This is a genomic window from Ewingella sp. AOP9-I1-14 (assembly GCF_052375995.1).
Classification (GTDB): domain Bacteria; phylum Pseudomonadota; class Gammaproteobacteria; order Enterobacterales; family Enterobacteriaceae; genus Ewingella; species Ewingella allii.
The window spans coordinates 967,998-981,125 of sequence record NZ_JBQSVA010000002.1 but is presented as its reverse complement, the minus strand read 5'-3'; the positions used below and the strand labels follow the sequence as shown (position 1 = coordinate 981,125).

The 13,128-nt window shown below is 51.0% G+C and carries 12 protein-coding genes; 1 reads left to right on the top strand and 11 read right to left on the bottom strand.

From position 1 onward, the window contains the following. Positions 1-122: 122 nt before the first annotated feature. From ACT3RT_RS09730 to ACT3RT_RS09685, 10 genes are all read right to left on the bottom strand, one after another. Positions 123-935: a prepilin peptidase gene (locus tag ACT3RT_RS09730; protein WP_485901864.1), complete on the bottom strand. Its 813-nt coding sequence runs from the start codon at positions 933-935 to the stop codon at positions 123-125. Positions 936-956: 21 nt separating this feature from the next. Continuing rightward, positions 957-1,985 carry a type II secretion system F family protein gene (locus ACT3RT_RS09725; RefSeq protein WP_496202884.1) on the bottom strand — a complete coding sequence of 343 codons (1,029 nt, stop codon included), beginning with the start codon at positions 1,983-1,985 and terminating at the stop codon, positions 957-959. Then, complete coding sequence (locus tag ACT3RT_RS09720) at positions 1,969-3,498, bottom strand: ATPase, T2SS/T4P/T4SS family (protein ID WP_485901861.1); 1,530 nt, start codon at positions 3,496-3,498, stop codon at positions 1,969-1,971. The genes ACT3RT_RS09725 and ACT3RT_RS09720 overlap by 17 nt, the downstream gene beginning before the upstream one ends. After that, positions 3,495-3,989: a hypothetical protein gene (locus ACT3RT_RS09715; RefSeq protein WP_496202883.1), complete on the bottom strand. Its 495-nt coding sequence runs from the start codon at positions 3,987-3,989 to the stop codon at positions 3,495-3,497. The genes ACT3RT_RS09720 and ACT3RT_RS09715 overlap by 4 nt, the downstream gene beginning before the upstream one ends. Next, positions 3,971-4,798, bottom strand: a complete 828-nt coding sequence (locus ACT3RT_RS09710; protein ID WP_496202882.1) for a hypothetical protein — start codon at positions 4,796-4,798, stop codon at positions 3,971-3,973. The genes ACT3RT_RS09715 and ACT3RT_RS09710 overlap by 19 nt, the downstream gene beginning before the upstream one ends. A gap of 6 nt (positions 4,799-4,804) precedes the next feature. Then, the gene (locus tag ACT3RT_RS09705) at positions 4,805-5,365 is read right to left on the bottom strand and encodes a hypothetical protein (RefSeq protein ID WP_496199491.1); all 561 of its coding nucleotides are present in this window, start codon (positions 5,363-5,365) and stop codon (positions 4,805-4,807) included. Beyond that, on the bottom strand, positions 5,362-6,831 hold the full coding sequence (locus ACT3RT_RS09700; protein WP_496202881.1) for a type II and III secretion system protein: 1,470 nt from the start codon (positions 6,829-6,831) through the stop codon (positions 5,362-5,364). The genes ACT3RT_RS09705 and ACT3RT_RS09700 overlap by 4 nt, the downstream gene beginning before the upstream one ends. An 18-nt stretch (positions 6,832-6,849) precedes the next feature. Beyond that, a complete protein-coding gene (locus tag ACT3RT_RS09695) occupies positions 6,850-7,260 on the bottom strand; it encodes a TcpQ domain-containing protein (protein ID WP_353501156.1) in 411 nt (136 codons plus the stop codon). Positions 7,261-7,284: 24 nt separating this feature from the next. Then, positions 7,285-8,856, bottom strand: a complete 1,572-nt coding sequence (locus tag ACT3RT_RS09690; RefSeq protein WP_496202880.1) for a type II secretion system protein — start codon at positions 8,854-8,856, stop codon at positions 7,285-7,287. Positions 8,857-8,918: 62 nt separating this feature from the next. Then, positions 8,919-9,596, bottom strand: coding sequence for a type IV pilus major pilin (locus ACT3RT_RS09685; RefSeq protein ID WP_353503910.1), 678 nt, complete (start codon positions 9,594-9,596; stop codon positions 8,919-8,921). 503 nt (positions 9,597-10,099) lie between these two features. On the opposite strand from ACT3RT_RS09685, the gene ACT3RT_RS09680 reads away from it, so the two are divergent. Next, positions 10,100-10,570, top strand: coding sequence for a YehS family protein (locus ACT3RT_RS09680; protein WP_353501158.1), 471 nt, complete (start codon positions 10,100-10,102; stop codon positions 10,568-10,570). 90 nt (positions 10,571-10,660) lie between these two features. On the opposite strand, the gene fadE is transcribed toward ACT3RT_RS09680, so the two are convergent. After that, the gene (gene fadE / locus ACT3RT_RS09675; RefSeq protein WP_496202879.1) at positions 10,661-13,117 is read right to left on the bottom strand and encodes an acyl-CoA dehydrogenase FadE; all 2,457 of its coding nucleotides are present in this window, start codon (positions 13,115-13,117) and stop codon (positions 10,661-10,663) included. Between the last annotated feature and the right edge of the window lie 11 nt (positions 13,118-13,128).

Here is a 13,128-nt window from a genome sequence, read left to right as displayed (position 1 = left end):
CGTGCCTGCATTAGGGTCTTAAGTTTCCCCGATGATAACACGCTGTTTTCATATGGCAATCAAGACGCTTAGATGGCTAAATGCCAATTTCATCTAGCCCAGCGCTAAACTGTCTATGCCCGTCACGACAGATTTAGATGGAACAGCAGCAGGGTCGCCAAGGCAATGGACGGCCCAAAAGGGAAGTAGGGCGGCTCTGACCCGGTGGGCTGTTTAAGGCGACGTCGGCGCATTACTGACAGAATATGTGCCACGATGCCAAACAGCGCCGAGGCCAGAATCAGCTGCGGCAGGGCCTGCAGGCCACACCACGCGGAGCCCGCAGCGAAGAGTTTGATGTCGCCCCACCCCAAGCCTTCCATCCGACGGGCTTTCTGATATCCCCAACCCAGCGCGCTAAGTACGCCCCAGCTCACTATCACGCCCAGCACGGCATCGGCCAGCGGCAGGGGCAGATAGCCCATTGCCGACGCGCCAAGGCCACTCCACAGCAGCAGAAACACCAGCGGATCGGGCAGCAGCAGATGGTGAAAATCAATCACCGACAGGCAGAGCAAAATGGCGAACATCAGGGCAAACAGGCCCAGTTGCACTTCACTGTAGGCTGGCACGTAGCGGAGTGCTAACAGCAGGAAAGCCAGTCCGGTGAGGGCTTCAATCAGCGGATATTGTACGGATATCGGCATGTGGCAGTGACGGCAGCGGCCGCGCAGCAGTAGCCAACTCAGCACGGGAATATTGTCGCGCTTCGCCACCTTTTTCTGACAGTTCGGGCAGTGCGAGGCGGGCCAGCTTAGGTTTATGGCAGGCGCGGCGGCGTCGTCGCGGTACAGCATCAGCGGCAGTCGGTAGATCACCACATTTAAAAAACTGCCAATGATCAAGCCAATCAGGCACATCAGCGGGGGGTAAAACAGGCGCAAAAATTCGGTCACGGGCGTAGTCCAGACAGGTGGTTAGAAGGAGGTCATTTGGGAGATGGTGTCCGACAGGGCGAACAGCGAGACAAAGACCCAAATCACGCAGCCGCCGAGCACCAGCGTGGCGAGGGATTTCAGCAATCCGGACAATTTATGAATATATCCCTGAATCTTGTCCCGCGAGCGGCTGGAAACTGAGTTAAGCACCTGATTAAAAGAGGGAAGTCCGGCGTACAGGCTGATGTTTAACAGCTCCTCATGCCCAAACAGGCCGCTATCGAGGGCTTCCCCGTAGTTTTGGCCGTGGGACATCTTATACAGCATGCTATCGATATGGTGTCTGAGCCAGCGATTGGAGTTTAACTTGATGATTTCCAAAGCATCGTTAATGGGAATGCCGTTTTTCAGCATCAGCGCCATATTGTTAAGAAATACCGATGCGCCAATCTGTTTATAGGTGGAGAAGGGCAGGATTTTATCCAGACAGCGATCGCGGAAGAAGCCCGTCAGGTTGCCCATGGTAAAGCGAATCAGGAAAACGCCAGCGATGACGCCCACGACGATTTTTAGCCATAAGCCTTCAACCAGCGCCTTGCCGAAGTGGTACAACGCCTGCGTCACGCCCGGCCAACTGTTGATGGGCACCACCGCTTCAAAGGCTGGAAACACCTTGACGGCGTAACCCGCGATCACGATAAACGCCAGCACCAGCATGATGATCGGGAAGATCACCGCCGAAATAAGTTTTTTACTCAGTTCGGCGTTGTAGCGAATGACGTTAACCAGCGTCAGAAAGCCGTCGGCGAGGCTGCCACTGCGCTCGGCGGCGTGAATAACGCTGAGCTCATCGCGCGGGATAAGTTCTTCAAAAACCGCGGATATCGAGGTGCTCTCCCGCATTCTGTCGGTAATGTTTTTGAGCTTATGGCTGAAGCCTTTGCCCAGCAATTTTGCCCCTTCTTGCTGGAGTTTGAGCAGCGTGTCATAGAGCGGCAGCTCGGCATGGATCATGTCGGCGCAAAATTGGTACAGATACAGACGCTGCGATTTAGCTAATTTTCTCAAGCAGAACCTCCATGTCCTCTTCAAGCAGGGTGCCAAACTCCATGGCAAACCAGTTGGCGCAGACGCGTCCTTCCAGCACGGCGGCCAACACTTTCTCTTTGATTTCAAAACCCTCGGTGAGTGAGGTCGAAAGGGCGCGTTTGTTGCGCCACAGGCCATAGACTTTGAGCCACTGCTCTTTGGCGATACATTCCAGCTCGGCGTGGGTCGGCAACATGTATTCCACCACCAATTGTCGCCCCGCCACGCCGGTATGCTTGCAGGCGTCGCAGCCATCGCTATTCCGGGCAAATAGGGCATAGGCCTTGCCGTAGTCGGTGGCGCAGGTGGATTTTTTGCAGGCGTTACACAAGATAGGGACCAGCTTTTGGCACTGGAGTCCGGCAATAAAGCCGGGCGTCGAGAGCTTATCGCTGGTGATGCCCATGGCGCACAGGCGCTGCAATAGCGAAACAATATTGCCGGCGTGGACCGTGGTGAAGCAGTAGTGACCACTTTCGACGGCTCCGGCCAGCGCGTTGGCGGAGATGCTGTCGCGGATTTCCCCCACCATTAGCACGTCCGGGTCGCGGCGCAGCGCGGATTTGATGGCGACGTGAAAACCGCCGTCTTCGGCATTCAGCACCGAGCTTTGCTTCGCGCCGTAGATTTGATACTCCACCGGATCTTCGACGGTGAGGAAGCAGCCTTTGTCGCCATAGCGATTGATCTGCAACCACTCCATCAGATTCTTTAAGGTGGTCGATTTCCCCGATCCCGTGGTGCCCGAGATGATGTAGGCGCCGTACGGGTTGCGCAGGATTTTTTTCAGGTCGTCCAATTCGGCATGGCTGATCCCCAGCTTATCCAGGCTGGCGACCACGGTTTTTGACACGCCGGAGGGGATGATGCGCAGCACGGCGTGGTAGCAGCCATCCTCTTCGCCAAAAATCGGAAAGTGGGCATAGCGAAAGCGATAACTCTTCTTGTTCAGCATGTAGAGAATGTTGGCGCTCTGCGGAATGTTGCGATTCCAGGTGGTGTCTTTGGTGCTGGCCTCCACGTTGTAGAGCACGAAGACCAGCTCATCGCATTTCTGCGATTTCATCTGCATGTAGAGGGTCAGCACGCCATTGATGCGCAGCTCAATGATCGCCACCACTTCATTGCGGGTGATATGCAAATCGCTGGCGCCGGAGTCCACGGCGTAGAGCAGGATCTGCTCCAGCGTTTTTTGGGTTGAGCTGGTGCCCAGCGCGGCTAACTGGCGATTCTGCGAGGATAGCTCTTCAAGGATTTCGTAATACGCGCCGTCGCTGACCTGCACGATGCCGCTGATGTTCGGCGACTGGGCTTTGCTCAGCCGCCAGAGATCAAATTGGATCAGCGGCAGATACTCCAGCAGCGGGCGCGGGCAAATCAGGTAGTGCTTATCTGCCAAAGAGGCCGTGAGCAGGTGCTCATCATATTCTTTAAACAGCCAGCCGCTGCCGGTGATATCGGGAGACTCAAGTTTCAGGTATTCAAAGCTCACGGCGTGACTTCCTTAATGGTCACTAACCCATCCGTAGCGCCGGGGAACAGCCTGTACGCCTTGCCATTGGCGTGAAAAACGTCGTTGAGGCGCATCATTTTGACCTGTTTTCCTGTCGACACGGCTACGCGCTGAACCCCGGCGATATTAGAAACCAGCAGGACTTTAGGTTCGCTGGAGAAGGGCATTTGGGCGCTGCTGGCCTGACTGTAGGAGGGCGATGACGATGACTCATCGTCTTGAAAGGGCGCATTTTTAAGCTTATGCAGCTTGCTTCTTAGCTCTTCCAGCGCCAGCTCGTTAGCCAGCTTTCTATGCTCCGTTTCAAAGAAGAAGTTATCTTCCATCATGCTGGCAATGTGATCCTGCTCGGGCGCCTCTGCCGGAATTTCAACATTAGGCTTTGCCAGAGGCGGGAAGATATTTTCGGCCTGCGCACTCAGGGCAGCGGGGAATAGCAACAGCGATGCTATCAATGTCCATTTTTGCATAACAATCCTCCTGATATTTTTGTCCCTTTTTTACTCACGACGACCTCTTTAATAAAGAAGGCATCCGGATAGGCGAGCGTGGTGAAATATTGCATCACATAAATAGACGCCCTCGGAAGTTCTATCTCCCATGTGGCATTTAATATGTTGTACCGCCGGGCAAGGCGCGCGCCGATCTCTTGCTCTAGGGGCGCAACTGAAGACTCCGGCGCGGTAAGGAGGTTTAATTTCTCTTTATTCGCCACGGTGGTGTTGTGGGAGTGAATATAACTCAATAAATTGACGCATTGCGGCAATGTAATAGCGTCGCCAGATTGATATTTTTGCAGCAAAGGATGATTTTCCAGCTTTGATGGCACTCCTTGATAGTTGATTTCGCTCGCAGCAAAGCTGGCCATAAAATAGTGATGCCAAAATTTCTTTAGCTGTAAGCTAAATATCGCATGATCTTTCAATAGATATTGGAAATCACAACGGGTGGTGTCGCAGGTAATATTCTCTTCCCGATAGCCCGCCATTTCCAATGGAACCCGGCTGCGGGCGATCTCGGTCAGCAGCCTGTTGAGGCTACTGATATGCCCGCCGGTAAAGCTGTCGAGATAATATTGTTTGACCTGTTGTACCTTCTGCTCAATCTCTTGTTGGGCAATCTGCTCCTGCGCCAGCCGCTCTTTTTTAGGGACATAAAGCAGGAAATAGGCTCCGCTGATCGACAGTAGAATAAAAATCACCAAAACCATGACGATAATAATCGGCAGCCTGCGAGCGGAGAGGGTGATGTCTTTCCAGATATAGTCTTTATTCAGCATGGTTATTTATCCGGAGAAAAAGAAGTCCAACAGCACCAGGGTTAAACCCAATATGCCAATGCCAGCCAGCAGCAGGGCGCTATAGAAAAAGACGCGCTGTTTGCGCAGCCTTTTCTTGCGTTTTTCACACAATAAAACAACGGTTTCAATATGCTTATCTTGCAAGGGAATAATCTCTAAATGGCAATAAGCAGAGGTCGGCACCAGCCGTATCACCTCATTAAAAAAAGCTTTGCTCATTAACCGGTCCGTCCCGCTCATAATCTGGCCGTTATTAATGATTAATAAATAATAGTGATCCTCCGCGGTGGCGGCGTAATAAATGCCGTCGCCAAACTGCGTGTTGATATAGGTAGCGAAAGGATCATGTTGTAAAACCGGTTTATCCGTATAGCCATAGTGATTTTTATTTTGCTTATCAGCATAGACCACCTGATGATGGCTTTTTTTTGTGGCTTCTATCCATTGGCGATACCCCTTGGCGTTGCTCTCTGAGTTGGAATTCTCCCAGATTAACCCCGTCACGATATTGTTCTTGGTGAGTTGTTCAATAAAGTTATTTTTCATTTGTAGGTATAGGGCGCCTGATGATAATCAATACCCACCACCATCACGACGGTGACATCTGACTGGTTGCTCTCGCCGCCCGCACCTAACAGCATGGCGCGCTGGCCGTCTGACGTCTCCGTGGCTTCATATTTGCTCACCATTAATAATGTGCCCGCCGTAACGGTGGAAACATTAAAGGTTTCAGTGGTGGTAACCACCGGAAGCTGAATCAAATCAAAGGTATCCAGACCATTTAAAAAACGTTTGGTAAAACCACTGGAGACTTCTATTCTCCCGTCGGACAGAACTCGTGGGGTAATAATAAAGCTGGTGCCCGTAATGATTTTGTCGGTGGTAATTTCAATGGTTTCGCGGTTAGTCGTTTCATTAATGGTTCTGGTGCGGCCGGAAACATAATTTTGTCTCTTGGTCATATTTAACGGGATCGGCACATTATTGCGAGTGACGAAGGTGCCGCTCTGCAAAACCCGTGATCCAGAAAGCTCATATAACGCGTCAAGCTGGGCATTAATATTCAGCATGCGCCCGGAGTCGGGCGTGTAGAACTGGCGCGATGCTTTAAGACTACCCTCTGCCGATTTCATCATCGCCGTGGAGAGGTTAATTCCCGTGCCACCGTTAACAAAGGCGAGGTTCAACGCGGCACCGGCTTTTTTAATTTTCCGCTTATCCAGCACAAAGACTTTATAACTCACAATAAATTGTCGGCTATTGTCCGTCTGGTATTTTTTCAATATAGCGCTCAGCGTCTTATATTCAGAAGGTCTGGCGGTAAAGGTTAAAATAGAGGCATCTTTGAAAATGCTATACACGCCGCTGGAAACATACTTCTCCGCCATATCTTTAACGTCTTCCCAGAAGGAGGATTCAAACTTGGTTTCTGACTTGGCAACTAAGCCGCCTTCTGAGCTGACCTCATTACTCGACAGGTCGAGTGACGTTTCGGATTTATTATTTTGCCCATAGAAATCGAGTTTGATGGCATAGGTTTCATACAGCTTGGTGGTCAAAACATTATTGTGATCGAGACTGGCTGCTACATCATAAAGCGATGAGATGTAACGCATAAACTCTTCGAATGTGCCCTTAAAACTGATGCTGTGTGCCTGATATTCAGGCCCTTGGTTGCTCATCTTGTCGCTATTGGGAAGCGAATCATTGATGCGATAACTTATCCCCGCCTGGGCGGCGACGGTATCAAGCAAGGTCTGGAGATCGATAGGCTCATAGGATTCAATATTGATATTTTGACTCAATAGCTGCTGTTTTTTGGCGCTATATTCAACACGCTTGCCGAGGAAGGCCGTGTTGTATTTTTGATAGGGGCGCGTTTTAGTATCATCTGCCTCGACCACCTGCGGCAGCTTATTAGCTTCGCTATCCAAATCATATTTTTGGTCAAAGTAGTGAGTGCAGCCCGGTAACATGGCGGACAAGCAAAGTATCCATAATTTATTATTCATCACTGTTTCCCTATCAGATCACTGCCCATCAACGATTAATACTTTATTTTTGCTGTAAAACTTAATCACCAGGCCATAGTTTTCTGAGGCAAACATATTCCCCAGGTCAGTAAGTATTTCATCATTGTTTTTGCCTGATATCACCGTATCGGTAAATATCATGTAATCACTGTCGCTATTCCACAGCAGTTTGTAGCCGACTTTATTCGCCCAAGTTTTAATTTCCTGACTTAATAGCCGGTTCTCATGCAGCACCAGAATTTGGTTCTGAATCGTCACTTCGGCATGCAGCAGTGGTTTATTTAATAGCGAGCCAGATAACGTCGCGTTATCGTTTTTTACCGAGTGACTATCGCTATGCAGCGACGCGTAAGGCATTGAGCTAATCAAAAAAATGAGTGCAGATAGCGTTTTAAATATCCCTTTCATAATCACATCCTGAAGTTGCACTGATTAATTAGGTTGTCCAAATGGGTTTCTGAAATAACTACGTGAATAATCAACTTCAATCGTGCTGCACCATCTGGTGATCACCACAGATACGGAGCTTGGGTTACGGTAGCTAAAGGTTTTTTCATAGGCCCGGTTATAAGCCGCCACGGTGGAGGTCACGACCCATATCTTTCCGTAACGGTTAACCTGAATTTCAACTTTACTAAAATCAGAAGATATGGAGCTTGGAGCAATGGAACGAGTTAATGCCGGATTGGAATAATCTCTAAGGTGTGTCGCCACATTCTGTTTCGAGTTATAGGAAACATCGGACGATACGGAAGAAATGGCTGCCGCAATTCGCGGATAAAGCTGGCGATTATTTGGGCCAAGGGGGCAGCGCTGGACGGGCAGGGTGATTCTGCCCCCTTCTTCTAGCAGCGGTCCCATGTAATCTTGGTCATATCTGGCTCCCGCTAAAGGGGGAACATCGGTATTCATGCTATTACCGAAGGCGGCATAGCTGATCAGCGGAATGGTGGTTAGTTCCGGCTTAGAATGGGTATATCTGCCCGGGCTTTCGAGGATCACGTTTGAAAGCAGGGTGCCCACCGTCTTGGTACCGTCGGGATTTTCTGCTTGCAAAACCAGCAGTTGGTTATCGGAATGGTTATAGCCTTGCCCGTCTGCACTTGAGAGGCAGAGCGTTGATTTTGATTTGGTGCCATCCCAGCAGAGCTTGTCAGCCCCGTTTTTACCTGTGTGCTCGTTTTTCGTGCTAACGGAGAAACGAATACCAAATTGCTGTTGCAGATGGCTTTCGGCGCTGGCGATATAGCGACTCATGTCGCCAAAATTCACCGGCTCTCTCTTACTGCCGCTACCCGTCATCAGCAGCGTCCAGGCTGAATTCGTCGAGCTACCCAGAGGGCGAACCAGAATATGGGCGTGTGAATAGCTCAGTCCCGTACTCTCAAACGCCTGATTAAAAGCCTGAAGGTAGCTATCGAACTTCAGCTTATCCTCTGCTTTTTGGGTCAAAGGAGTGTAGCTGATAATAAAATCTACCCGATCGATATCCAAACGTGAGGGATCGCCGACAAAATCAACGCGGACAATATTTAATACATCATTCTTAAGCTGGCTAGGGTAGGCGCAAGGAAGGTACTCTTTCTCGAAATGGTAGGGCGTATTTAGTGATTCAGGCCCGCAGCTATTGCTGGTGAAATAGCTCCTTTGGCTTACAGAACTGTGCCATTCAAAGAATTTGGCGGTTTGCAGGGGATCCGCAAATTTATAATTAGTGACTCTTTTGCTGTAAATATCTTTTCTGGCTCCGGTTAATGTTAAGTCATAAAGCGGATTGGTTTTTAAATGATTCCCTTTACCGTTTTCAATAACAGAAATCTTACCTTGCTGAATAAAGTCAATCAGGCCGCGTATCTCACCGGTTATCAGTTTTGCCGTCTGTCGTTGTTTAATTTCTTCAACTTTCTTTTGCTTTAAATCCATTGTAAAAGCCATGCCAAGGCCGATGATTGCCAGCACAACTAACATTTCAAGCAATGTGAAACCGCGAGAGAATTTATACACGATGAGGCCAATGTTATGGTCAGCAAAGAGATCCCTTCTCCCGCAGGAGAAGGGGGCGAGGCTTAGCGACTGCCTAAAACAATGGCGTTATTGGCGTTGGCAGAACAAACGCCCAAGGTTGCCGCAGGGGTGATAGTGATGTTGCCGTTAGAATGCAGGCTTCTCAACACGGCAGGGCCCGGTGCGACATCAAGAGAGGCTGGCGCGGCGGCATCAACACCCGGCGCGGCGGACACCACGCCAACGTAGTCCCACTGATTACCGATTTGGGTAATGATGTTACGACACTGGGTTTGATCTAAACCGTTTACAGTCAGGAAGAAGCCTTTCAATCCTGCGGTGGCGACGGTGCTGATTCTGGTACCGCCCATATGGAAGTAGTCGCCAGAAATGCCGTTTTTCGCTTCGGATTCAGACAGCTTGCCTAACTGCACTAATGCCGCGATCATCACTTTCGAGTTAGTAGTGTTGAGGATAGTGGTTGGCGTCATGTTAACCCCGGCGGTTGCTGAAGGAACCGGGTAGCTGGTATTTCGATAGGCTTCCTGTGCAGCCAAACGGATGCTGTTGGTGTTACTCACCAATTTAGTGATGGACTGGCTGCTGAAGGCGCGCTGTGCAAGCACCACCACACCTGCGGCAATCGTCCCGACAATACCCAGAACGATAATGACTTCGAGTAATGACATCCCTCGCTGTTTTCTAAATTTTTTATACGCGTTAGCTTTATTCTTAAGCATATTAATTTGTTCTTTCACGACACATTCCTTATGTATGCTAATGGCGATTTGGAAAGACTGTAATTTTTGGCATTAAATAGATAATAAATAACCCCTGGTGCAGTGATTATTTAATCGCAGATATCTAATGGCAGAGAGATTGTTATGTATGCGCGAGATAAAATGCAATGGTTTTTTTGTCGAGAGTTAATGCTCTTATAATATTTTAATGATTTTTATTCTGAGGCTTATTATCTGTTGTTTTTATTTGTTCGATTAATTAATTCTATTTTTTGTTTTTGATTTATAAAATGAAATTAACAGGGGGCGAGTTTATTATGATGGGATATATCGATTAGCTGTTTAGATTAGTCATCTCAGAGGCTTTTTTTTTGTATAGATGCCGGACGTGAACGTCAGTTCAGCGAAGCGCGCCAGTTTCTTGTATAATCTGCCGCTTCGAGGTGCGAAGGGGTGAACCCAGTGGCATTTCCTCGGTTTACTCCATACAGGAATACAGAATTATGATGCATAACGACGTCTTGCGCAGCGTGCGCCACATGCTTGATTTAAGCGAAGGCAGACTGATTGAGATCCTCAAAACGACCGGCGTGCCCGTCAGCCCGGAAGTGATGTCCCGCTATCTGAAAAAAGAGGACGAAGAGGGCTATATGGAAGTACCTGACGAAGTCATGGCTAACTTCCTCAACGGTTTGATCACCTTCAAACGTGGTAAAGACGACCGTTTCCCGGTGCCAGAAGTAGAAAAACGCGTTACCAACAACATCATGTTGAAGAAGCTGCGCGTGGCTTTTGAATTGAAAACCGAAGACATGCTGAGCGTGTTGGCCGCCGCCGATTTCAAAATGTCCGAAGGCGAACTGAGCGCGTTCTTCCGCAAAGAAGGCCACAAGAACTACCGTCCTTGCGGCGATCAGGTTCTGCGCTACTTCCTGAAAGGTTTGACCGCACGAGTCCGTCCGTCTAAAGCCTAAAGCCAGCTGGCCAAGCCGTCCGGTTTGGCCGCAAATAAAAAAGCCTGAGTGCATGACACACTCAGGCTTTTTTACGTTGCGGCTCGCGTATTATGCGGCTTCAGTCTGCCGTGGTTTCACCACTTTCTTCTCTTCCTGCTCTGGCTTTTTTGCCGCCAGCTCGTCGGCTTCAAACTCGTCTACGTTGATAGAACGCAGGCGGCTCTCTTCGGCGCGGCTTAGAATTCGGGCTTCGTCCGGGGTCAGATGACCAGCATCCAGTCCTTTTTGCGCCAGAATATCCAGACGGGTGAATGACAGCTTTTTACCCATCGCGTCGGACAGACGTTTATGCACCGGCTCGGCGGCCAAAATGTCCATCAGGGCTTGTTCCAACTGACCAATCGGGTTGTGCTCGCTTGGCGTCAGATACTGGCCGCGACCAATGCGGCTGCGGGTGGCTGATGGCACTTGCAGAATGCGCGCCAGCTCGTGGTCCAGTTGGTCAGAAGGGGCGGCCTGAGCACGGCCCAGCGGGAAGATAACAAAGCGCATCACGCCCGCTACCAGTCCGTTAGGGAAGTTACGCAGCAGCTCTTCAATGGCGATTTCCGCCTGATTCAGGCAGTCCTGCACGCCCCAATGCACCAGCGGCAGGTCTTCCTTGTTGCGACCTTCCTCTTCGTAGCGTTTCAGAGTCGCCGTCGCCAGATAGATTTGGCTGAGGATGTCACCCAAACGGGCCGAAATGCGCTCGCGGCGTTTCAGGCTGCCACCCAGCACGCCCATGGAGATATCGGACAGCAGGGCCAGGTTGGCGCTCAGGCGGTTAATCTGCTGATAGTAGCGAGCCGTCGCGTCTTTGGCCGGCGTTTTGCTGGTGCGGCCGTTGGTCAGGCCCAGCCAGAAGCTGCGCACTTTGTTGCTGCCGACGTGGCCGATATGGCCGAACAGCGCGCGGTCAAAATCTTGCAGATCGTTGCTTTCTGCTGCCGCCATTTCACGCAGCACGTATGGATGGCAACGGATAGCGCCTTGGCCGAAGATAATCATGCTGCGAGTCAGGATGTTGGCGCCTTCTACCGTGATGGCAATTGGCGCACCCTGATAAGCACGGGCCACGAAGTTACTTTTGCCGAGCATAATGCCTTTACCGCCGGTGATATCCATGGCGTCCATCACGGCGCGCTGGCCACGGTGGGTACAGTGATATTTAACGATGGCTGACAGCACCGCCGGTTTTTCACCGAGCATAATGCCGTTGGTGATGAGCGTTGCCGCGGCATCCATGACATAGGCGTTACCGGCAATGCGCGCCAGCGGCTCTTCGATACCTTCCATTTTGCCGATAGGCAGTTTGAACTGGCGGCGAATATACGCATAAGCGCCGGTCGCCATCGCCAGTGATTTCAGGCTGCCGGTGGCGTTGGATGGCAGGGTGATACCGCGCCCAACCGACAGGCATTCAACCAGCATGCGCCAGCCCTGACCGGCCATTTTCGGACCACCGATGATGTAATCGATAGGCACGAAAATGTCTTTACCGCGCGTCGGACCATTTTGGAAAGGCACGTTCAGCGGGAAGTGACGGTGGCCGATTTCCACGCCTTGGGTATCCGTTGGGATCAGCGCACAGGTGATACCCAGCTCAGTGGTATCGCCCAGCAGGTGGTCCGGGTCTTTCAACTTAAAGGCCAGTCCCAGCACGGTAGCGATAGGCGCCAGCGTGATATAGCGTTTGTTCCAGGTCAGGCGCATGCCCAACACTTCTTTGCCTTCCCACTGGCCTTTACACACCACGCCAACGTCGGGAATGGCACCGGCATCAGAGCCTGCTTCCGGGCTAGTTAAGGCGAAGCAAGGGATTTCCAAACCTTGGGCCAGACGCGGCAGATAGTGATCTTTCTGCTCATCGGTACCGTAATGTTGCAGCAGTTCGCCCGGGCCGAGGGAGTTAGGCACGCCGACGGTGATGGCCAAAATGCCGGATACACCCGCCAGCTTTTGCAGCACGCGAGCCTGAGCGTAAGCCGAGAATTCGAGGCCGCCGTACTCTTTCTTGATGATCATCGCGAAGAAGCGGTGCTCTTTCAAATAGGCCCACAGCTCTGGCGGCAGGTCTGCCAGCTCATGGGTTATCTGGAAGTCATCCGCCATGCGGCAGGCTTCTTCCACCGGGCCGTCAATAAAGGCCTGCTCTTCTTCCGTCAGGCGCTGCTGCGGGTAGTCCTGTAACTTTTTCCAGTCAGGCGTGCCGCTGAACAGGTCGCCTTCCCACCAGGTGGTACCGGCTTCAATCGCCTCTTTTTCCGTGCGCGACATGCTTGGCATGACTTTACGGAAGGTGCGCAGAGCCGGCGCGGAGAACAGTGAACGGCGCAGAGCCGGAATGTTGAACGGCAGCAAGACAATCGCCAGCGGCACCAGCAGCCAGAGAGTCCACAGGTGAATTGCGCCCATGGCGGCGGTAAAAGCCAGAATAATCAAGCTACTAAGTTGTAAGTTCACGCGGTGATAGAACAACACACCGATGATAACGAGCAAGGCAACAATACTAAGAACCATCATGATGAATCTCC